Genomic DNA, 22,239 nt, shown 5'->3' on the forward strand with positions numbered 1-22,239 from the left:
AATACCTCACCATTTGATAACAATCATGAAGAGTCGATCACAAGTGCTTCTCCATTGCTGTGCACGCTTCCAGATAAGCAGGCATCAGCCCCTCAAGCAAGCCATCTATTGAATCCAGGCAGCCTGACTTAGCTGCCTCCTCTATTGCTGCAAACAAGGTAGACAAATAATGGATACCCAGACTTAAACTGCCGGATTTCAAATCATGTGAAACTTCAATTGTACGGCTGTAATTTCTGTCCTTTACATATTGAATCAGCCGATTAATTTTGTCAGGTGTATCATTTTGATACATTTCGAGAAGTGTTGATAACAGCTCACTATCCTGATCATCCCCGAGGTCCATTAGCTCAGCCATCGTTTCTTGATTTAAAATTTGATCATCCCTGCCTGTAATCCATCGCTGTATAATCTCCTTCAGCGCATCCAGAGAGATCGGTTTAGCGATGTAATCGTCCATACCTGCCTGTAAGCACTTGTCTCTCTCGCCAGGAAACACATTGCCTGTAAGAGCGATAATCGGCGTATGACGCTTCATCTCATCACGCTCGATTTGGCGTATTTTCTCCGTTGCCTCAATCCCGCCGAGCTTCGGCATGAGGTTATCCATCAAAATAAGCGAGTACGGCTTACTTAAATATGCTGATACGGCTGCTTCTCCGTTCTCTACCGTCTCCACATTGGTAATGCCCAGCTTTTTTAGCTGCACGAGCACGACTTTGCGGTTGATTCCATTATCCTCTGCCAGAAGAATCGGATGTTGTATTTTAGATTGTTCTGCTCTATGCAGCGAATTCGTACGCCGCATACTATATGTCGCAGCCTCGCTTGCCTCTCCTGTTACCTTCTCTGATGGGAAGCTGACTTCAATCCAAAATGTTGAGCCTGCATCCTGTTCACTGATTACACCAATCTTACCGCCCATAAGCTCAACAAAGGATTTGCAAATGGACAGCCCAAGACCTGTTCCGCCATGCTCTGACTTCTGCCCTTCTCTTGTTTGTGAGTAAGGCTTAAACAGCTTGTCCTGCTCCGCTTGGGATATGCCTATACCATTATCCGTTACCTCGATACGTAATCTCTGCTCTTGTTCCGTTTGAGACAAGACGATGATGCGGATTCGAATCAAACCATTTTTGGTGAATTTGTTCGCATTGCCCATTAGGTTCGTAAGCACTTGAGTCATCCGTGCTGTATCACCTGCAAACCGTTCGAATATAGAGCTGTCAATATCGGCAACAATCCGATTACCTTTGTCTAATGCTTTTTGGGATAATAGAAGAGTTACATGCTTAACGATGGCTCTTAGATCCATTGAAGAAGGGTTAAGCTTCATTTCGCCAGCCTCTAATTTGGATAGATCCAGCAAGTCATTGATAAGATGGAGTAGTATATGAGAAGATTCCTGAATGACCGACACAGACTGTCTCTGCTCCTCCGATAGCTCGGATAAGGAAAGCACTTCAGCCATGCCTAAAATTCCATTTAGCGGGGTTCTAAACTCGTGACTCAAAAGTGCAAGAAATTCCGTCTTTGCTTCATTTGCAAGAACGGCATCCTCTCTTGCCTCTGCTAATTTCATATTGTTCTTTGTCAGCTCACGCTGAAGTGTTACCAGCTCGTTATTCATGCTCGAAAATTCTTGGAGCAACCGCTGTTCCTGTTCCTTGCTGCGGATGATTTCTTTATTCAGATCCTCAATGAGGTGCCGCAGTCTAGTCATCTCTAAATCGTGATCAGAATTCATAATATCCCTCCTTTATCCGTTCATCTTGACACGAAGGGTTCTTGTATTACTTGGCAGATATAAGCCTGTTAGCTAGAGCGATGGCTCCTTTCGCATCTTCTGCATATCCGTCTGCTCCTACTTCCTTCCACAGCATTGAAACTGTATTAAAGGGCATGCCTCCGACCAATATTTTTACTCTTGCGGTACTCGGATGATTTCGAACCTGTACAATCAGCTCTCGGACAAGATGCACATGATAGGTCATGGTTGCAGATAATGCCAAAACATCCGCTTTATATTTGACGAGTGAATCGATGAGACTGGGATTGGGTACATTTGCTCCCAAATAATAAGTATCCCATCCCTCCATTTCAAATTGATCGGTTAGCATTCGAAGACCAATCTCATGCTGCTCATTGCCAACACAAGCCGATACGATACGATGTCCTTTTGCAGAGTTTGTGAGCCAATACGGATATAGCCTTGAAATATTTGCCTGTGTAGCGGCTGTACAAAAATGTTCTTGTGCAACTGTAATCTCACCTATTTGCCATAGCCTTCCGATCTCATACTGTGTCATTTGGAATATATAAGTGTATATATCTTTAATAGGTGTATGATCCTCAGCCATATCTTCAACAATCGCGGCAGCAGCGAGTCGATTACCGGACAACAGCTGATCCAGGTAGAGCTTGGCTTCGGTGTAATAAGGAAGCTCCTCCCTTACAAACTTCGGAGAAGGCTCTGCTAATTCCACCTCTATCAACCCAAGCTCCAAGTATTCTAGAACAAGCTCCTTGTCTGGATATTCAAAATATTCTTCAATCATTTCCTTAATTAACAAGAGATTAATTCTGATGTCTTCATCCGTAACTCGATAACCTTTAAGCAATGTTTTGAGCCAGGACACGTAATTCGTAAACAGAACAGGGCTTCTCATCATCACACTCTCAGCCAAGAAATTCAAGCTGTATAATGAATCCTGCTTCGTTCTGATCCGTCCAGATTGTCCAAACTTTTGGTCTAGCTCAGGCTGAAGCTCATACTGTCTATCGGTTATTCGCTCAGCCAGCTTATCAGCATCCTTTAATAACGCCTCACCAGCTGCATATTGCATTGAATTCACAACCCATGCAGCTCCTTCCGTGCTTCTAAACAAAATAGATTATTCTATCTGCATTATTCTATCTGCATTATTCTATGATGTATGAATCAATTTCATAATACCTTTAGCTGCTTCAATCAAAGGTATATATAGATCAAAATGATTTTGTTTGTCTATATATAGTTTCAATTCCACCATTTTAATGATTTATGAAATTGATTCAAATGATTACTATTCTGCCCGTACCGAATATCTTCTTACAGTTGCCTTGATGTTAGCCAGCTCTTGGTCCGGATATTTCCGCTCCAAGTCATGAATGCGTTTGAAGTCGGAGCTCGTCACCCAAGCAAGATAATCCTTCTTATCCTCCCAAGTCATGTGAACGGTAAGCTCTCCCGGCTTGTTTTCGTTCTGCAGCAGCTGAAATGAGATAAATCCAGATGCCTTGTCCACGGAGCGGCTTCGGTTTTGATAGAGACCGATGACCTCCTCTACTTTATCAACTGGAACCTCGACAATCGATTGAACAATGTACAAATGAATGCACTCCTTTTACTCCTAAAATTCATGCACCTCATGATTACTCGATTGTCCCATAAGATGATTACACATGCAAGCATCGCAATAAATAGCAAAAAGGACAGACCCTATGAACAGGGTCCATCCTATTATATACTTTCGTTCACTTCTGACAGCTTACCGCTTGCTGATAAACCGAGCTTCTTGAGAAGACGAATGGCTTCTCTTTTTTCATCCTCCGAGAGTCCTTGCTCCGCACTGATAATGACTTCGTGATGTTGAGGGAATATCTGCTCGAAGAACGCAGTTCCCTCCTCGGTTAACTCCGCATAAATCACTCTTCGATCCTCCATAGAGGCTCTGCGTACAAGCAGCTTCTTATTCTGAAGCTTGTCCACCACATAAGTAATGTTGCCGCTGGACATTAAGACCTTCTCCCCAATTTTTTGAAGCGGCTGGGGGCCTTTATGATATAAGAGATCAAGAACACCAAATTCTGTCGTATTCAAGCCATGACTTTGAATATCACGGTTGGATCTTGCAGTGACTGAGTTGTATGCTCTTGCAAGCACCACAAACAGCTGAAGCGACAAATCTTTGTCATCGCTAATATTAGACATAACCTTGCCTCCAGTAACTATAATCCACATGAAGTTTGTTTAACCCCATTGCTGAAATGAAGTTATCACCCCCCTGCCTATGGACTTCCTTCCTCTATATAAATCTATTTCATAGGAGATGGATTCACTTGCGTTTAATTTCTATCGTTCCATCTGCATGTGCAACAACGATTGTATCTGCCATATCTACAAATAAACCGTTGTCAACGACACCAGGAATCATGTTAAGCTTCTGATTCAACGCCTCTGCATCAGAGATGCGGCCCAGCTTGCAATCGGCAATGTAATTTCCGTTGTCTGTCTTGTATTTCTCCGAACCGTTCATTCGCCATGCAGGATGGCAGCCCATTTGATCCAGTGCATGGTAAGTCCATTCACAAGCAAATGGAACGATCTCTACAGGCAGTGGGAATTTCCCGAGTGTATGTACTACTTTGCTCTCGTCAACGACAATCACGAGACGCCGGCTGTTCATTGCAACAATCTTCTCACGCAATAGCGCACCTCCGCCGCCTTTGATCAGGTTAAGACGACCATCAACTTCATCTGCTCCATCAATAGTAATATCCAGCCTTCCGATTTCGGAGAACGGGACGAGCGGAATTCCAAGCTCTCTTGCCTGATCCTCTGATGCTTGGGAAGTAGCTACCGTTTCAATTTGCAGCCCTTCATTCTTTACCCGCTCACCAAGGCGTTGAATTGCCCAATAAGCCGTTGAGCCTGTGCCTAGTCCAACCTTCATTCCGTCTTTAACATACTCTACTGCTCTCTCTGCAGCTAAACGTTTTAAATCCACCTTGAGTTCAACTCCCAATCTTGTTCGCATTTATATACTATTGTAACCGATTCATGTCACGTATGGAATATATGTTCTTACGTTTCCGTTTCTATAAGTTTTGAGATTTGACATTTTGAATTATTATACAGGAATAACTCGGTTTGTTCCATCTGCTTACCCGATTATCGTCTTTATCTTATATAAATTCGGACAATTCCTATAATGGCGAGATGCAGAGGGTAGAAGCTTGTCCATAACCATCTTGGAACGGAAGATCTGAATGAAGCCCCCCTGTAAATGGCGAAGGCGATAAATAAGGTAGATATCGTGCTCCATATCTGAATTTGGGACTGCACCATATCTATAATATTCAAGAACAGATGTGCGAACACCATCACGAAGCCTTCCGTGTACCTATAGATCAGCACGAGTAACAAACCATAGATTCCGTAATCCATGGTCGATATTTCCATAAGGAATCCAGCAGCAATAACAATGAAGACGGCTGCAATTTCATTCTTCACTTTATCCAGCGCTAGTAATACAAGAAGCGAAGCCAGTAAGGTCCACACGACATTTAATGTGGATTGGTTGAATGCAGCCATAAACGGAATCTGTGATACAACTGCAATGATAAACAACCGGATGGTATATCGCTTCACATTACGTGTATGTTTGTAACCAAGAAATATGGAAAATGCATATACGGGAAAAGCAATCCTTCCTATAATACGCAGAATGCTGTGTTCTGGAAAAAACACAGCTCCTATATGATCGATCAGCATCGTGATCATAGCTATCCAGTGCACTTATCTGCCCCCTTTATGTACATTCCACCTGAAGATTAAATATGTGTTACCTCTATAGGCTAGACTCCTGTCAGCTCAATGAATAACTGAAGCAAAGTCGTCTTAGAAACTCTCCCTATGACTTCATGTTCCCCTGCTTCTCTCGACTCTCCTTCACCTCGTATGACGGGGAGACAATTGACCTGATAGCGGATCAGCATCTGGGCAGCGAGAAAAGCCGGATCACTCGGTGTTAGTGCAACGGTTTGCGCTCGTCTCGTCATCGTAAGGCTGACCGGAATGGATTTTAAATCTGCGTGCCCGAGTGTAACTTTGAGCAGATCCTTTCGAGATACAATGCCTACAAAATCAAGGTTTTCATTCTCTACAAACAAAGTTCCTGTATTCTCCTGAAATAACAGGGCAACTGCGTCATATGCAGATCGATGCTCCTGAATCAGGATCGGCGGTGTCAGTACATCGTTAATGGTCAGTCTGGATACCTGTTCATTCATCTGACTGAGCTCACTCACTGCCGTTCCAATAGTATATCCAACCTTAGGCTTCGCATCGAGCAACCCCAGCATCACGAGTATAGACAAGTCGGACCTGATGGTAGGACGGCTTAAACCGAGCTGCTCTGCAATATGGTCACCTGTAATCGGAGCGTAACGTGCGACCAGATCAATAATTTCCTGTTGTCTGCTCGATAATTCCATCAGCGCACCTCCTCTGATTCCTTCATAATCACCTTCTTAAATATATCATTTCTTTGTCATGCTGACATATAAAGGATTCGTTATAGTTAGAAGATCAAATTACCCATTGACAGATATTATCACATTTAATAATATTAGCATGACAAGTAAAATGACTAAAACGGTTTACATTGAAAGGAGTTCTGTTCCATTGAACACATCCCTGTCTGATCGCTCCATCGGCTTCATGCTCGGTGTTATTCATAGACGTGCAGTTAGTGTAATGACCCACCGTCTCAAAGCCTATGACATCACAACAGAGCAGTGGTCTGTGCTGCTGCAAATTTATATGAACGAAGGCCTCAATCAACGCGAAATTGCCGTAAAAGCCTATAAAGATCAGCCCACTACCACAAGAATACTGGATATGCTGGAGAAGAAGCATCTGATTATCCGCAAGCCAAGCCAAAAGGACCGCCGTGCCTTCGAGCTGTTTCTCACAGAACTAGGCAGAGATCTCTCCGGCACGTTAGTGCCATTAGAGAACAAATTTAATGAAGAAATTGCTCAGATTATCCCTGAGGAAGATATGGATGTTTTCTGGAAGGTTCTATCCGAGATGGGATCGTATCTTGATACGCTTCTAGAGAAGGAATCTCAAACGAAGTAATACTAGCTATAACGCAGCATCTCACACACAGAAGGAGTTTAACAAAACAAATGCAGCATGAACAAACGAAATTGTGGACGAAGGAATTCGTTATTTTAACCCTGTGTAATTTTCTGCTGTTTCTACAGCTACATATGATTGTTTCTACCCTGCCAGCCTATGTGCAGGGGGAATACAGTGCCAATTCATTCCAAGTCAGCTTGTTTACTACCCTATTTGCCCTTAGCGCCATTATTGCGAGACTCTTCGCTGCCAAGCAGTTAGAAAAAGGGAAACGCAACCTCATGATCTACTTTGGTATTCTCGTTGCCCTGCTGGCTACCCTAGGCTATCATTTTGCTGCGATCATGGGTACTCTGCTCGTATTGCGCATGGTATTCGGCGTTGGCTTCGGCATGACCAGTACCGCCTTCCCTACGATGGCCTCAGATATTATTCCTGTAAAACGGATGGGAGAGGGAATGGGTTACTTCGGTCTGTCTACGAGTCTCGCGATGTCCATAGGGCCCATTGTCGGCTTGTCACTGCTTAACTCTTACGGTTTTGGAGTGCTTACCTGGTCCACTGCAATCATTATTGTTGTCATTGTCCCGCTTAGTTATATGCTTACCTCCAAAAAAGTTCAGAAGCCGCAGCCGGTGAGCAATCCATTCGCAGTACCTGAGAAAAAAGGCTTCAACTCTGCACTTGTCATTCCATCTATACTTAACGGACTCATGGCCGTATCCTATGGAGGCTTGGTCGGCTTCATTGCGATCTTCGGTGCAGAGCAAGGGATAGCTAATCCGGCACTCTTCTTTTTATTTAACGCCATAGCAATCTTGTTGATTCGACCGATTGCAGGCCGTATTTATGATTCAAAAGGACATGGTGCTCTCATTATTCCTGGCTCTATACTCATTATTGTTGGACTCGTTATATTATCATTTACTAGCTCTACGCTCAGTCTATTCTTCGCTGCTTTTTTGTTTGGGTTAGGTTATGGCTCGCTTCAGCCGACCTTCCAGACGTGGATGATTCAAGTGGTACACCCTTCTCAGCGCGGCTTGGCCAATGGCATGTTTTTGAATACACTGGATTTCGGAATTGCCATCGGAGCGCTCCTGCTTGGCATCATCGCCTCTGTTACCAGCTATGCGGATATGTATCGGTACTCCTCACTATTTATAGCGCTGATGCTGGTCATCTACGTCATTTACGCGCGTCTGGCCAAACAGCGCGCAGCTGTACAAGAAGGATAATACGACGAAACCGCCTGCATTTATAAACTAATGCAGGCGGTTTTTTTAGTTAGACTTTTCTTTTCACTCTGACCATGCTTTTTCCGCCTAAACGGTAATGTACATTTTTGGAATTTTTGCTATTTCCATTCGTACCGCTATTATCCTCTGAGGGCCTGATGGCAAACAAGGTAAGCAGAATACCTGCGGCGCCCACAGCGGCAAGCGTCATAAAAAGAATAAAATGCGATGTATTGAGCAGAATCGAGATGACGGGCGGACCTAACGATACCCCGATAAACCGCATGCTGCTGAACAATGCCGTGATCGTTCCCCTCTGCTCCTCCTCGATCCCTTCGGTAATCAGCGCATCCAAGCAGGGAAGCGCGGCCCCTATGCCGATTCCACCGGCAGTAAATACACCAATGACATAATATATCTGACTTGAGAAGCCCATGACAACAAGCGATGCAGTCATTAGGATAAGTCCAAAGCAGCCGATCCATTTCATGCGCTTTTTATGCTTACCAATCATCTTCCCGCTCCAATAAGAAGACAGGCACAGAGCGGCTAGCGGAATTGCCAGGATAAAGCCTTTGGTTACTCCATGGATATCGTATCGGGATTCAAGCACCTCGGACAGATAAAACAGCACCCCAAATATAACAAACATACAAATACAGCCTACAGCAAAAATGGCATAAAGCCAGCGCCCCTTCTCAGCGAGAATGTCTTTTAAAGATCCGATAAACTCCCGGAAAGAAGGCGCTTCCTTTTTGGTGCCCGGACTTTTTACCAAGAAGATGACAAGGAGCACTGAGATTAGGCATAGAACGGGAATCATCAAAAATGGTGCATACCACAGCCATACCCCAAGAGCTGCACCAATGATAGGACTTAGCACTTTCCCTAATGTATTAGACGTTTCAATAATACCCAGGCTCTTGCTTACCTGCTCTTCATCCTCGAACATGTCTCCGACCAGCGGTATCACAATGGGAAAAGCTCCGGCAGCTCCGACGCCCTGTAATAGCCTGCCGCCAAGGATGACCCAATACGCTGCACCATTTGTCAGCCACCAGGCAGCACCAGCCGATACAGCCCCTCCGGCAGCAGCGATGATGAGGCTCGGAATAATGACCGCCTTACGGCCAAACCGATCCGACAAATACCCTGCAATGGGAATAAGTATAATGGCAACAACTGCATAGACGGTGATAAGCATGCTAACCATAAAGGTCGACACTTTAAGTTCTCTCGAAATTTGCGGCAGGATCGGGATTAATGCTGAATTACCCAAAGTCATAATTAGAGGAATGGATGAAAGTGCTGCCAGATCGAGCTTCTTGTTTTCCATTGGATATTTACCCACCTTTATTAAGTTGGAAAATGCAATAAGTGCTTACCAAGAAGCACAGCATTATGTGAGGTTTATCTAATTGCGACTATGTTAATGTGGCTGTTTCATGATTAAATTATACGTGCTTTTAACCAGGAGCTACTGAAAAGGAAGTGTATTGGCGGGGCTTTTAAAGTGTAAAAAAGACGGTGCCAGTGGCACCGCCGTATTTTTGTCAACTGATTAAAGTGTAATTGTAAGCTTGCCAGTAAATGCGTCAGGAGTCACGACAACACCATGCTCTCCGTTTGCAGCCGATCCGCCTTGTACAGCAGATACTTCCTGGATACCGCGAAGAACGAGTGTCCAGGCCTTGCCTGTTCCTTCTGTCGTTACTTCAATACGGTCTCCAGAACGAACGGCCTTCACATTCAGCTCTTGTTCAGAACGCGTGCTTACCACATTCGCTTCCGCCTGGTTTCCTTCACCAAGCTCAAACAAATGCAAGGACACATTCTCAGCATAGTCGTACTCGATTACATCATTTACTGCACCCACTGCAATCAGGCTGTTCGGCTTGATCATCATCGGCAATGTGCGGAAGCTGTGATTCTCGCGTACGAAACGTCCACCTTGAATCTTCTCTCCTGTAAGGAAGTTGGTCCAGGTTCCTTCAGGCAGATAGTAAGTGACATCGCCCTCTTTATTAAAGATCGGCGCAACCAGAACCGAGTCACCAAACATATATTGAGTATCCAGGCTGTAGGTTGTAGGATCCTCTGGGAACTCAAGCATCATGGCACGCATCATCGGAATGCCTCGTGCAGACGATTCTTGTGCAGAATTGTACAGATAAGGCATCAGGCTGATCTTAAGCTTCGTGAAGTCGCGTACGACATCCACGGACTCTTCGTCAAAGAGCCAAGGCACACGATAGGATGTGCTGCCGTGCAGACGGCTATGGGAGGACAGAAGTCCAAATTGGACCCAGCGCTTGTACACATCTGGTGTCGCCGTGTTCTCGAAGCCGCTGATGTCATGGCTCCAGAAGCCGAAGCCGGACAATCCAAGTGACAAGCCGCCACGAAGTGATTCGGCCATGGATTCATAAGTTGATGAGCAATCACCGCCCCAGTGTACAGGGAACTGTTGACCGCCTGCTGTCGCAGAACGAGCGAATAATGCAGCTTCATTCTTGCCGAGCTTCTCTTCCAGCAGCTCGAATACAGCTTTGTTATACAGCTGAGTATAGTAGTTGTGCATCTTGACCGGATCAGAACCATCAAAGTAAACGACATCTGTCGGAATTCTCTCACCGAAGTCTGTCTTGAAGGAGTCTACACCTTGATCAAGCAGCACTTCCAGCTTGCTCTTATACCATTTAACGGCATCGGGATTCGTGAAGTCAACAAGAGCCATGCCAGCCTGCCACATATCCCATTGCCACACGCTTCCGTCCGCTGTTTTGACCAAATATCCGTTTTCCATACCTTCATCGAACAAATAGGATTTTTCTGCGATATATGGATTAATCCAAGCACAGATTTTAAGTCCTTTGTCCTTGAGACGCTTAATCATGCCTTCTGGATCCGGGAACATCTCCTCATCCCATACGAAATCAGACCATTGATATTCCTTCATCCAGAAGCAGTCAAAGTGGAATACGGAGAGAGGTAAGTCACGCTCAGCCATACCGTCCACAAAGTGATTTACCGTTCCTTCATCATAATCTGTTGTAAAGGAAGTCGTCAGCCACAGACCAAATGTCCATGCTGGTGGAAGTGCAGGCTTACCTGTCAATTTCGTATAGTTGTCAAGCACATCCTTCGGATTGTCACCGCCGATGATGAAGTATTCCAAAGTCTCTCCCTCAACACTGAATTGAACCTTGGATACGTTCTCGGACGCAATCTCATAAGATACACGTTCAGGATGGTTTACAAACACACCATAGCCTTTGTTGGATAGATAGAATGGAATGTTCTTGTAGGATTGCTCACTGCTTGTACCGCCATCTTCATTCCATGTCTCAACGATTTGACCATTCTTAACGAATGGAGTAAAGCGCTCTCCAAGACCATAAATGTATTCACCAACGCCCAGATCCAGCTGCTCACGGAAGTATGCTTCCTTGTTCGGCCCTGTAATATAACCAGCTTGTCTATGGCCGCTGCCTGTAATCCGCTTGCCGCCATATAGGAAACTGATGTCCCAGCCGTTTGTTTTGTCAATCTGAACTTCCAGATTACCGCTCTTCAGTACAGCGCCTTGCTCGTTCTTAGAGATTTCAACATTTGTATCCTGATTCAAAAGCTCGAATTCAGGACCTTTTTTCACTCTGCCCTTATGGTGGTTCAATGTTACACGGATTACGTTAGGCATAGGAGAACTGTAAGTTGCTTTTAGCAATGTACCGTTCAAAGTGTCACCCTTGGTGCGAATATATTTAGTAGCCGCATGAACGGTTAGAGAATTATCTTTTTGTACAATATCACGAATATCAGTTGGGTTTTGAATATGATACCCTTCACGAGTCATCCAGAATCCATCAGTAAATTTCATGTTTTCTTTCCCCCTTCGGTTATACTATAATAATATTGATATTTTATTTGATTTTCTTACGTTATTTTGATGAATAGTATCAATATTTTGATATAATTTCATCTAACTTGTCACTTTATATTAACATAACGCGCCTATTATGGAAGCGATTTCAATTAGTAAAGTTTTTTTCTCCTATTATATAGAAGAAGAATGCACAAGGAGCTTGGTAAAATGAATAAAGAATTGTTGAGAGAGAATCGCGTACATGGCAACCCTATGTTCCCCGTTAGTGTCTATCCGTCAGTAGATCAGCTCAATGGAGACAGCATTCTTGATTGCCATTGGCATGACGAGATGGAGCTGATTCTTATTGAGAGCGGCTCTGCTGTCTTCCATATTGATATGAATATTTACGAAGCACAAGCAGGGGATGCCATCTTCGTAGGCAGTGGGGAAATTCATGCCGGATATTTGCAGGGAGAGGAGCGCTGTGTCTTCTCAGCCATCGTATTCGATCCAGCATGGTTATCCAGCGCCTCGTTTGATTCTCTGCAGGAGAAAATGATGGACCCCATATTGAAGAGGAAATTGCTCCCTCCCCGCCATATTTCACGTCATACGGATTGGGGCAAATCGGTCCTTGAACATATCGATCAGATTCTGCTTGAGCATGAGCTAATGAAGCCGACGATAGAAATTTCGACCAAGGCACACTTGTATCTGATTCTTGCAGAAATGTTCGCTTATATGCAGCAGGCAGCAGATTTAGGAAGCAACATTGCCGCAGGCAGTCCAGATAAGATTGAACGTCTGAAGACGGCACTCGGCTATATCCACGATCATTATAGTGAGCCCATTAAACTGAAGGACTTGTCTGCACACATTAATATGAGTGAGGGACACTTCTGCCGCTTCTTTAAACAAATGGTCCAGAAGAGCCCGATCGATTACATTAATCATTACCGGATCCAAAGAGCATGCAAGCTGCTGGAAAATACAAACTATAAAGTAGTAGATATTGCGATGGAAGTTGGTTATGACAATCTAAGCTACTTTATTACTCTGTTCAAAAAACAAAAGAAGATGACGCCTTCCCAATATCGCAAGCAATTCTTTGAACAAATTTTTTTGGAGCCGGTCTCCGTATCCTAGAAATAACAGTACAAGGGTGACTTGGTGAGAACACTTTGCTCTTACCAGATCACCCTTGTTTATGATTAACGACTCGCTAGTTTAGACCAGTTTCCATAATCGTGCACCGAAATTCCGATGTAAGAATCATGCTCGCTTGCCATCTGCTCAAACTCTTGCATTTCTTGACGCATGTACTCGCAGCCTTCTTCATAGAACGTAATAAAATTCCCCTCACTGCTTCGATTCGTCTCAACAGCGATAGATACTTTCTTACCGAGCTCGGACGCTTCCTTCAGTTCGCTGGCTGCTGCATTGTATATGGCACTTGCTGTATCCCGATATGCCATAACTGCAACTGCATCGAACTGGCGAATCATCCAGCTGCTAATCTTCATGTCCCCGCCAGGCACGGTATAATTATCAAGCCAAAAAGGAATATCGGCTGTGATCTTCATTTCCATTCGCTTCGCTTCATTCGTTAGATAGGTTACATTCGACTGCCACTGAGCAACAACACTGTCACGATCTGATTTCCATTCTGCTAGCACATGGGGCTCAATATCCACATGTATTCCCGAGAACCGCTCGTTCTCTTCAGCTCCATTCTGATATGCTTCTATCCACTCTACAAAGCTCATTAATCCTTCACGCCCTGATAACAGGCCCCAGGAAGCTCTTCCGTCCAAGATTTGAACCTCAATACCTTCCGCAGTAGCCTTGCTGATAAAATCTTTATAATACGGTACAGCCACATCTCTGTTTATTTGCAAATAGATAGCGTTGATTCCCTGTGCTTCTGCAAAATCCAGTATCTTGTCGGGCTCACTTTTAATCTGGGTTGTATCCCATAGCCATGTTCCTGTTTGTTTACTGGAGTAGGCTGTAGCTTCTACATCTACTGCTCCCCCTGTCATTGATCCTGCCATAATGACTGCAGCCAGCAGTACCGCTGCCACTCTCCCTGTCTTCTTCCACATCTCTTATGTACACTCCTTCGATTTTAGGAACGATGTCTTATGTCCTGCTCGTTCTCTATTAATAAATCGGCAACCGGCTGTCATCATAAGTCATTAGACTTACCTTAGACCCATGGCTTTGCGTCTTTGCTTTTCAGCAAATTTGCCTCCAATTCGCATACAATAACGTCCATTTGTCTCATTACCCAATTACCTTAGCCTTACATTTCGACAAATTTAGAAGGACGAAAGTATTACTTTATTATTTTCGGAGAAATACGAAAGCATTTTATAGGACTTTATACTCATTTAATGATTTCGAACTATTTTTCCTTCACTCAAACGAAAAAATAGGTAAGCAGACAGATGCCTGCTTACCTATTTCAGATCATAACTATATTTAAGACTTATCCATTATTGTTCAAACAATGGAACGAGCTCAATTCCATTTGCAGAGATACGAACAAGTCCCTTGTCGGATAGCCGCAGCTCAGGTATAACCACCAGGGCCAATAAGGACAAAGTCATGAACGCATTGTTCAAGCAGCATCCAGAGGCCTTTAGTGCCTGGCTGATGGCTTCAGATTGTGAAGCTACGATCTCAAAAGGCTCCGGGGACATTAAACCTGCAATCGGCAGCGGAAATTCTGTCATCCCCTCATTTGTTACCACCGCGACCCCGCCTTGCATATTCACTACCTGGTTAGCCGCTTCGGCCATCAGATGGTCATCTGTTCCGATCACCATCAGATTATGGCTGTCATGAGCGACCGTCATGGCAATCGCGGCAGGCCGGTTAAAGCCAACTCCACTAACAAGCGCTACTGCCTTGTTGCCTGTTCTATGATGTCGTTCAATAACAGCAATTTTGCATACATCCTGATCTTGACTAAGAATTACTTGGCCTGATTCTGCTCGGACGGTCTTGAACACTTCCTTCGTCTCAACATGATTTTCTGTCACCTGTATAATGCGGGCTTTAAGCTCACCCTCATGAACAGGTGTTTTAATTACGAAATGATCCGCTTGGATATCAGCCTCCAACTGAACCGTCCCCAGTGCTTCTTGAGGATACTGATACTTATCCCAAGAAGCCGCCATTTTCCCTTCCCTCGCAACCACTTGGCCTGCGGCAATGGTCGTGTGCACATTCACATCAGCAAGTCTTCCATCCAGTAGAATGATATCGGCGATCGAGCCCGGTGTAATTGAACCCACATCTCTCTGAACGCCGAACCGCTCAGCCGTATTGATCGTCGCCATTTGAAAAGCCGTTACCGGCTTAACTCCCTGGGAGATAGCCAGACGCACAACGTAATTCATATGCCCTTCATTCAGCAGGGATTCTGAGCTCCGATCATCCGTCACGAGCATCATCCGTCTTGTATCAAGCCCGAGCTCGGTTGACACCTTAATCGTTTCTGCTACATCATGCCAGGCAGAACCTTGCCGCATTTTGGCGTACATGCCCAGACGTATTCTTTCCTGTACATCCTCTTTGGTTACACATTCATGATCTCCGGTCACACCTGCCGCTGCATATACAGGAAGTCTCCAATCATCTGCCGCCCAGGTAAAATGACCATCCACCGCTTTACCCGCGCGCAGTGTGGCTTCTATTTCTCCGATCATCTTCTCCTCGCCATATACAACACCCGGAAAGTTCATCACTTCCCCTAAGCCAATCATGTCATTACCCCAGCTCAATGCTTCAGCAACCTCTTCAGCACCAATATAGGCTCCCGTCGTTTCGAGCTCAGGGCTTGTAGATGGCACACAGGAAGGTGCCTGCATGTATGCTGCGAGAGGCGTCGTTCTTGCCTCTTCGAGCATATATTTAAGTCCGTTCAGACCCAGCACGTTAGAAATTTCATGCGCATCGAAGAATCCGCCCGTTGTTCCTAACGGAAGCACGGCTCTTGCAAATTCGGCTACAGTTAATTGTGTGCTCTCAATATGACAATGACCATCCAGCAGTCCTGGTGCAATATACTGCCCGCTGGCGTCAATAACTTCTGTGTCCGGTCCAATGGTATGGGAAGCATCCTTGCCTACGTATGCAATGCGAGAGCCCTGTACAGCAACAGACATGCCCTGCAATATTTCGCCTGACACAACGTTGACCAAACACCCGTTTTGAATCACAAGAGAAGCCTTTAAATCCCCTCGAGCCGTAGCCACCAGTTCTTTCACGCAATCAGCCAAAGCCGGTCTTGCAAATTGTTTTATCCTCATTTGAACTTCCCCCATTCACCGTAAAAAAAGTAGATTGTTTATGATTATAGTAGTCTACAGGTTACATGTAAACATAATTGACTTAAGAGTTTATAATTCTTCAGGAAATGATTTGAAAAAACCTAATTTCCTTACATCACCTTCCCTATAATCTCTCATTATATGTAATCATATTCAATTTGATCCTTGTTCCAAAAAAACAGCAGCACCATCCTCGTATGAGAATGTGCTGCTGGACAAGTACACTAATCATGCTGTATTGCTGACTTGTTGTGCGGTTACTTTGAGTGCTCCAATTCATGCTGATACAGCTGAGGATTAACCTTTGATATAAACGGACTAACTGCACCTATAGAGTAAATGTACAGTAAGTGCATCGCACGCGTGCACGCCGTATAGAATAGCTTGCGTTCACTTTCTCTTGAATACGCTTTGGCCGAACCGTCATAAATGATGACTGCATCAAATTCAACGCCCTTTGCCAGGTATGCCGGAATGACCTGTACTCCTTTTTCGAAACCAAGCGTCGTTTTCTTAATCAGTTTTGGCACTGTGCTGAGCTTGCCGTGAAGACGCTCATGTACCTTAAGGCTTTGACCTGCAGACTTACAAATAACGGCGATGGACTCGTATCCTTGCGACTGAAGCTCCTCAAGCTTCAATACCATAGCTTCCTCCATCTCATCTCGCTTCCCGAATTTATATACGTAAGGCTTCTCTCCCTCACGATTGAATGGAACGATGGCCTCTCCGTCAGGAAGCAAGGATTTAGTAAATTCTACGATTTCCTTCGTTGAACGATAGCTGCGCGTGAGCCTTATCACTTCCGCCTTGTCCGTGCTGTAGATATCTCTCAGCTCACTTGTCCCACTAAGTACGGATGAATGAGCATAGATCGCCTGATTAAAATCTCCTAACGCGGTCATCTTCGCACGGGGGAACATTTGTCTGAAGAAGGCAAGCTGGAATGGTGAATAATCCTGAGCTTCATCCACAATAACATGGCGTATATTCGTAAACACACGAAATCCTAATAATGAATCCTTTAGAAATAAGAACGGAGTCGTATCCTCATATGCAAGCTCCTGGGCATTTATTTTATCAATAGTAAATTTACATATATCATCCCAAGCAGATGGAAGCCGTGAACGATCAACTCCACAAGCCACCTCTGCTTCCTTGAATATAGCTTGGTACAGTCCCTTCATATCGACAAATCGCGTTGCTTTCACCCATTTGCGAAGGGGCTTAAGTCGATCGGAGACCACCATTTTGGCCAATATGTCTCTCTCCACGTCAAAATCATTAAATGTATCCTGCTTGCCTCGCTGCTTCCGCCGTAATCTCTGATAGGCCCGGTGATAATCCTCTGTGCCAAGCAGCTGGATTTGTTCATCTACCCATGCGGCAGTAAGTTCCCCTTTGCCAAAGGCAGCAAGCTCCTTCAGCATCCATTCTTTGAGAAGCTCAAGCCGGCTCGCGATTCGAATCCCCTTGTCAAATTCATAAAATTTCTGCGTAATCTGCTGTGTTGAAATGACCTCTCTACCAAGAAAACGAAGCGGCTTGAACATCATTCCCGACTGTGCCAGCCGGTCTTTGTAACTCAGAATCAAATCGAGAAATTCAGGCGAGGACTTGAACTGAATGCCTTGAATGCGAGCTTCATAACCAGGATCGTCAGATGGCGATAAGACATATTCCAGCTGCACGAAGGGATCCTCAAGCTGATACTCTTTGCCGATTCTTCGTTCCAGATACTCCTGAAAAGTCGTCTGCAGCATATTCTCTTCGCCAAGCTCAGGCAATACGGTGGATACATAGCTGTTAAACATCGGATTCGGAGAGAACAGAATCATTTGATCCGCCTTCAGAAATTCCCGATCTTTATAGAGCAGATAGGCAACACGCTGCAGCGCTGCCGATGTTTTTCCGCTGCCCGCTGCACCTTGAACGATTAACAAACGGCTTGTATCATTTCGAATAATCTGGTTCTGCTCTCTCTGAATGGTGGCCACAATACTTTTCATCGAAGCATCAGAGCTTTGACTGAGCACAGCCTGCAATAACTCATCGCCTATGGTAACCCCAGTATCAAACATGAACTTGATATCCCCATCACGAATGGTAAACTGCCGTTTTAACGTGATCTCTCCTTCGATAATCCCCGATGGTGTTCGATAGGAAGATGGCCCCGGTGCCCCGTCGTAATACAGATTCGATATCGGAGCACGCCAGTCATAGACAAGAAATTCGTTCTCCTGCTCTGATAAAAAGGAGGCAATCCCTAAATATATCGGTTCTGCTGTACCGGATCCCTTCTCCACAAAATCTATTCGTCCAAAGTAGGGGCTTCCTTCCAGCTTATTCAGTTTTTTAAGTGCATTAAATGCGTTCTTGTGGCTTCGTTCCCGCTCAGACAATACTTCGGATTGCTGTCTTAAGTTCGTAGAAGTCTCCCCGACATCATCTGCTTCACTAAAGTTAATCGTGACTTCATCCCAAAATTCTTTTCGCATCTCAACCACTTCTCCGCGAACTGAACCTACTTCACTCTCAAGCTTGGTAATTGATTGCCGAATTTGTTCCGTAACTTCATCTACTCTAGTCTGTTCGAGTAGCCATTCCTTGTCCGTACTCAAGTGATCCGCTCCTTCTTGATCATTTTGGAATTAAAAATATGAAACAATATATTAGTCCATCCTCAGCTCTTCCACCGTTTTCGTCCATCGTGTAATGACGGAATCTGGATCGATCAACTGCACACGTATACCTGCTTCAATATGAGCATATTTGGCCTGATCTATCTTTAACGCATGAATATGCGCGCTGAACCTGTCTCTTTCATGTGTGGCAGATATGAATGGAGCAAGAGGCTTAACAGCCATTTTGAGATAATAGACTTTCCCTCCATACACAATAACGAGTTCAGCTTTGCCGCTGCGAATCATATTGTTAGAAGTCGTCGTACCACACCATAATGCCAGCCTTAGTGTATATTCATCCGTTGCTACAATCTCACCGACACTGATCATTGCTGTATGCGGCCAGCCATCCTCCGATACTGTCTGCAGCATAAAGGCTTCATTCTGTTTAGATGGAAGGCGTTCTCCATCCAGCAGCTTTAGTAAGGGTTCAGGGATCGCTATATTTTTATTCATATTTTTCCCCCATATTGCATTCTCAATCTTCCGGTGTTAAGTAAAATATCCTTATGCTCATTATTAAAAAGACCAAACAACAAGAACAAACCCGGGCGACTTTCTCAGTAGCCCGGGCTGTTCTATTATTGTAGCCAATCATTGGTTATCATGCAAATGAACAGGAATCAGTTATTAGGTTGTTGCTTCATGATCTTGCAGGTGTTGGAATCGGTCCAATCGAAAAGCGGATAAATTATAACGGATAGAATCACCGTTCACAAGATTGGAGATGAGCTCCCCTACGGCACTGGCAAACTTGAATCCATGTCCAGAGAACCCGCAGGCCAGAACCACTCCCTTATGGTCAGGGTGATAATCGATAATAAAATCCTCATCCGGCGTGTTCTCATACTTGCATGCTGCCCCCCGAATGAGCCTCCCATTCGCTTCCGGAATATATTTGTGAAGAGCCTGACGAAGAATCTCTTCATCTTCCCCACCCGACTGAAATGGAAGCAGGGGAGCACTCGGATCTATATCCGTTCCCCAATCATGACGGCCGATCTTTAATCCAGATCCGTCCTTGCTGGGGAACCCGTAATATAGCCCATTCTCTGTATCTAGTGTAAATCCAGGGAATTGAGATACATCAAACAGCTCAGGTGCCTCAAACCATCCAATAACCTGTCTTACCGCTGCAACAGGCGGCTTGACCGATTCCGCGGTTTCTGAAGCCCAGGCTCCCGTCGTAATTACAAGCTGGTCTGCTTCATATTTCTCTGCAGCCGTATGTACAATGTATCCTGAGCCTGAGGATTCCCAGTGAAGGACCTTGGCACCTGTAACAAGTCTTGCGCCATGCCGCTCAGCAAGTCCTTTATAGGCATGGAGTACAGGCTCCGTCAGCAGATATCCTGCCCTGCGCTCGAGAATACCTGAATACCCTTTTGGCAAATGAAAACCCGGCCATCTGTGCTTGATCCCCATCGTGCTGAGGCGTTCTACCGATAGATTAAAGGCAAGTGCATTATTCCACTTCTCTTCCGCTAATGGATCATGATCAGGCGATATATTCAGCACCCCTGAAGGAATTAACAACGTACTGCTGCTTTCTCGTTCCAACTGACTCCACAGTTCGTGGGCTCTTACTGCCATTGCGTTGTATACAAGGTCACCAGTGTATGCATAACGGAACAATCGAGTATCCCCATGATGGCTTCCTTGGGTATGCGGCGGTTCATAAGCATCGAGCATCAATACGGATTTCCCTGACTTCGCAAGATAGTAGCCGCTGCTCAGACCCATGGTTCCTGCACCAATAATAATGACATCCACTTTATTCTTCACGGAACACACCTTCTTTATAAGTATTCAGGATGATGATCCAGTACAAAGTCTACTAAATTACCCCGAATTAGATATTGTAATGATCATAAACGAATTTACTTCGTCCGCGCAAGTGTACATTTTACACCACATCTTTATTTTTTCAGCCATGCTGACAGCCCCTCTGAGCTATCCTTCGTTTCTTCAGAGTCTAGAATATGGTCAGCCAAGCGGTTTAAACGTTCGAGCTGATAACCGTAATCGTACATTGCTGCAGCAACGATCGACAGCCGAAGCATTCCCTCCCGCTCAAAATCAATGCCCTCAATCGCAGATTCCATGAACTCCACATTGGTACGCACCAGCTCTTCGCCTTCCTGCTCATTGGGCTTAAGCTTATCTTCAAATTTGAGCAGGACATGCTCATGGAATTTGATCAATTTCTCCAAATGCTCATCGAAATATTGATCCGTTCGGTCTGATCGTTCCGCCTGAAAATAGTGTCGATCCACCGCATCCAGCACTGCAAAACCTTTTTGAAGACTTGATAGCATCAGCTTGTAGACAACCATCTGCCTTGTTGAACTGAACTTCGCCCGCCTCAGCTTCTGCTGTTCTTCTTCAAACAGATGATATTTGTCGACAAGGGATTTGATCTGGCCTTCAAGATCATTTTTCTCATCACGAAACACCGATTCTTTAATCTCATCCGATATAGAGGTTCTGAGCAGCAAGGACATACGGTCAAAGACACTTCTGATCTGCATTACAAATTGCAGTTTCGGCTTCGGCGGAGATACAGTGACGTTAATTACCGAAGCAGACACGATACCGATCAATGTCAGAATGAATCTGTCCACTGCATAGTGCCAGTCCCCGGAGGCTTCCATAATAGATACAACCGTGACGAGCGTAAGACCGATCGTATCGCCCATTTTTAACTTAAGACAGATACTGATGACCAGTATACATGCCAATCCGACAGCAATGGGTTCATTGGAGAACACCATCCCTCCAATCAGCGCAACGATGGCGCCAAGCGTCGTAGATTGCACTTGATCAAGAAAGTATCGCCAGGATCGGTATATAGAGGGCTGCATTGCAAAAATAGCTGCAATTGCCGCACCCACAGGCGACTGGGGAATGTTCAGCAGCATGCTTATATATAAAGCTAGAGTAACTGCAATCCCGGTCTTCAACACCCGAGCGCCGAAAGACATCCCTATAAGCCCTCCTTCTAGGAATCATGATTAGATATTTTTGTATTATTACCCCAAAACCACAAATTACGTAAACCTGTTCTTCTCAAATGAACGATTTATTGTACCATGACTTTCCTGAACTTTCGAGCACATTTGTAACAAATCAATGACAGCTTCGTTCACTTCGCTTAATAGAGCTATTCGCATATTGTAATTAATTACCTTGGTAAATC

The 22,239-nt window shown here is 44.7% G+C and carries 18 protein-coding genes and 1 riboswitch; of the genes, 3 read left to right on the forward strand and 15 right to left on the reverse strand.

The window, feature by feature from the left end; genetic code table 11:
* Positions 1 to 37 precede the first annotated feature (37 nt).
* The 7 genes from BK126_RS03355 to BK126_RS03385 all read right to left on the reverse strand — a co-directional run bounded on the left by BK126_RS03355 (position 38) and on the right by BK126_RS03385 (position 6,258).
* Positions 38 to 1,747: a hybrid sensor histidine kinase/response regulator gene (locus BK126_RS03355; RefSeq protein ID WP_076311285.1), complete on the reverse strand. Its 1,710-nt coding sequence runs from the start codon at positions 1,745 to 1,747 to the stop codon at positions 38 to 40.
* A gap of 46 nt (positions 1,748 to 1,793) precedes the next feature.
* Complete coding sequence (locus tag BK126_RS03360) at positions 1,794 to 2,846, reverse strand: cobalamin B12-binding domain-containing protein (protein ID WP_076312517.1); 1,053 nt, start codon at positions 2,844 to 2,846, stop codon at positions 1,794 to 1,796.
* 219 nt (positions 2,847 to 3,065) lie between these two features.
* Positions 3,066 to 3,371: an antibiotic biosynthesis monooxygenase family protein gene (locus tag BK126_RS03365; protein WP_076311286.1), complete on the reverse strand. Its 306-nt coding sequence runs from the start codon at positions 3,369 to 3,371 to the stop codon at positions 3,066 to 3,068.
* A gap of 131 nt (positions 3,372 to 3,502) precedes the next feature.
* Positions 3,503 to 3,973, reverse strand: a complete 471-nt coding sequence (locus BK126_RS03370; RefSeq protein WP_076311287.1) for a MarR family winged helix-turn-helix transcriptional regulator — start codon at positions 3,971 to 3,973, stop codon at positions 3,503 to 3,505.
* A gap of 124 nt (positions 3,974 to 4,097) precedes the next feature.
* On the reverse strand, positions 4,098 to 4,769 hold the full coding sequence (gene rpiA / locus BK126_RS03375) for a ribose-5-phosphate isomerase RpiA (RefSeq protein ID WP_076311288.1): 672 nt from the start codon (positions 4,767 to 4,769) through the stop codon (positions 4,098 to 4,100).
* A gap of 173 nt (positions 4,770 to 4,942) precedes the next feature.
* A complete protein-coding gene (locus BK126_RS03380) occupies positions 4,943 to 5,560 on the reverse strand; it encodes a TraX family protein (protein ID WP_076311289.1) in 618 nt (205 codons plus the stop codon).
* 59 nt (positions 5,561 to 5,619) lie between these two features.
* On the reverse strand, positions 5,620 to 6,258 hold the full coding sequence (locus BK126_RS03385) for a helix-turn-helix transcriptional regulator (RefSeq protein ID WP_256209550.1): 639 nt from the start codon (positions 6,256 to 6,258) through the stop codon (positions 5,620 to 5,622).
* Between the two features lie 190 nt (positions 6,259 to 6,448).
* Between BK126_RS03385 and BK126_RS03390 the strand changes: the two genes are divergently transcribed.
* A complete protein-coding gene (locus BK126_RS03390; RefSeq protein WP_143757662.1) occupies positions 6,449 to 6,907 on the forward strand; it encodes a MarR family winged helix-turn-helix transcriptional regulator in 459 nt (152 codons plus the stop codon).
* A gap of 50 nt (positions 6,908 to 6,957) precedes the next feature.
* Complete coding sequence (locus tag BK126_RS03395) at positions 6,958 to 8,148, forward strand: MFS transporter (RefSeq protein WP_076311291.1); 1,191 nt, start codon at positions 6,958 to 6,960, stop codon at positions 8,146 to 8,148.
* A gap of 49 nt (positions 8,149 to 8,197) precedes the next feature.
* Here BK126_RS03395 and bcbE read toward each other — a convergent pair whose 3' ends face one another.
* Together bcbE and yicI are read right to left on the reverse strand one after the other, a co-directional pair.
* Positions 8,198 to 9,484: a bacillibactin exporter BcbE gene (gene bcbE, locus BK126_RS03400; RefSeq protein ID WP_076311292.1), complete on the reverse strand. Its 1,287-nt coding sequence runs from the start codon at positions 9,482 to 9,484 to the stop codon at positions 8,198 to 8,200.
* Between the two features lie 225 nt (positions 9,485 to 9,709).
* Positions 9,710 to 12,028: an alpha-xylosidase gene (yicI, locus tag BK126_RS03405; RefSeq protein ID WP_076311293.1), complete on the reverse strand. Its 2,319-nt coding sequence runs from the start codon at positions 12,026 to 12,028 to the stop codon at positions 9,710 to 9,712.
* 213 nt (positions 12,029 to 12,241) lie between these two features.
* Between yicI and BK126_RS03410 the strand changes: the two genes are divergently transcribed.
* Complete coding sequence (locus BK126_RS03410; protein ID WP_076311294.1) at positions 12,242 to 13,162, forward strand: helix-turn-helix transcriptional regulator; 921 nt, start codon at positions 12,242 to 12,244, stop codon at positions 13,160 to 13,162.
* A gap of 65 nt (positions 13,163 to 13,227) precedes the next feature.
* On the opposite strand, the gene BK126_RS03415 is transcribed toward BK126_RS03410, so the two are convergent.
* From BK126_RS03415 to BK126_RS03440, 6 genes are all read right to left on the reverse strand, one after another.
* Positions 13,228 to 14,121 carry a hypothetical protein gene (locus BK126_RS03415; protein WP_076311295.1) on the reverse strand — a complete coding sequence of 298 codons (894 nt, stop codon included), beginning with the start codon at positions 14,119 to 14,121 and terminating at the stop codon, positions 13,228 to 13,230.
* Positions 14,122 to 14,186: 65 nt separating this feature from the next.
* Positions 14,187 to 14,278, reverse strand: a riboswitch (cyclic di-GMP riboswitch).
* A 236-nt stretch (positions 14,279 to 14,514) separates the two neighbouring features.
* On the reverse strand, positions 14,515 to 16,335 hold the full coding sequence (gene ade, locus BK126_RS03420; RefSeq protein ID WP_076311296.1) for an adenine deaminase: 1,821 nt from the start codon (positions 16,333 to 16,335) through the stop codon (positions 14,515 to 14,517).
* Positions 16,336 to 16,613: 278 nt separating this feature from the next.
* Positions 16,614 to 18,977, reverse strand: coding sequence for an RNA polymerase recycling motor HelD (gene helD, locus BK126_RS03425; RefSeq protein ID WP_076311297.1), 2,364 nt, complete (start codon positions 18,975 to 18,977; stop codon positions 16,614 to 16,616).
* 51 nt (positions 18,978 to 19,028) lie between these two features.
* Positions 19,029 to 19,496: a hypothetical protein gene (locus BK126_RS03430; protein WP_076311298.1), complete on the reverse strand. Its 468-nt coding sequence runs from the start codon at positions 19,494 to 19,496 to the stop codon at positions 19,029 to 19,031.
* 174 nt (positions 19,497 to 19,670) lie between these two features.
* Positions 19,671 to 20,825, reverse strand: coding sequence for an N-methyl-L-tryptophan oxidase (gene solA / locus BK126_RS03435; protein WP_083655697.1), 1,155 nt, complete (start codon positions 20,823 to 20,825; stop codon positions 19,671 to 19,673).
* A 134-nt stretch (positions 20,826 to 20,959) separates the two neighbouring features.
* Positions 20,960 to 22,024, reverse strand: a complete 1,065-nt coding sequence (locus BK126_RS03440; RefSeq protein WP_076311299.1) for an FUSC family protein — start codon at positions 22,022 to 22,024, stop codon at positions 20,960 to 20,962.
* Positions 22,025 to 22,239: the final 215 nt, after the last annotated feature.

The sequence above is a fragment of the Paenibacillus sp. FSL H7-0326 genome, from assembly GCF_001955535.1.
In the GTDB taxonomy this organism is placed as follows: domain Bacteria; phylum Bacillota; class Bacilli; order Paenibacillales; family Paenibacillaceae; genus Paenibacillus; species Paenibacillus shunpengii.

Coding starts and splice junctions, on each gene's coding strand:
- yicI (WP_076311293.1), bottom strand. CDS start 12,028: ATGAAATTTACTGATGGATTCTGGATGACTCGTGAAGGGTATCATATT.
- BK126_RS03395 (WP_076311291.1), top strand. CDS start 6,958: ATGCAGCATGAACAAACGAAATTGTGGACGAAGGAATTCGTTATTTTA.
- BK126_RS03410 (WP_076311294.1), top strand. CDS start 12,242: ATGAATAAAGAATTGTTGAGAGAGAATCGCGTACATGGCAACCCTATG.
- BK126_RS03385 (WP_256209550.1), bottom strand. CDS start 6,258: ATGGAATTATCGAGCAGACAACAGGAAATTATTGATCTGGTCGCACGT.
- BK126_RS03360 (WP_076312517.1), bottom strand. CDS start 2,846: ATGCAATATGCAGCTGGTGAGGCGTTATTAAAGGATGCTGATAAGCTG.
- ade (WP_076311296.1), bottom strand. CDS start 16,335: ATGAGGATAAAACAATTTGCAAGACCGGCTTTGGCTGATTGCGTGAAA.
- BK126_RS03355 (WP_076311285.1), bottom strand. CDS start 1,747: ATGAATTCTGATCACGATTTAGAGATGACTAGACTGCGGCACCTCATT.
- bcbE (WP_076311292.1), bottom strand. CDS start 9,484: ATGGAAAACAAGAAGCTCGATCTGGCAGCACTTTCATCCATTCCTCTA.
- BK126_RS03370 (WP_076311287.1), bottom strand. CDS start 3,973: ATGTCTAATATTAGCGATGACAAAGATTTGTCGCTTCAGCTGTTTGTG.
- BK126_RS03415 (WP_076311295.1), bottom strand. CDS start 14,121: ATGTGGAAGAAGACAGGGAGAGTGGCAGCGGTACTGCTGGCTGCAGTC.
- BK126_RS03430 (WP_076311298.1), bottom strand. CDS start 19,496: ATGAATAAAAATATAGCGATCCCTGAACCCTTACTAAAGCTGCTGGAT.
- BK126_RS03440 (WP_076311299.1), bottom strand. CDS start 22,024: ATGTCTTTCGGCGCTCGGGTGTTGAAGACCGGGATTGCAGTTACTCTA.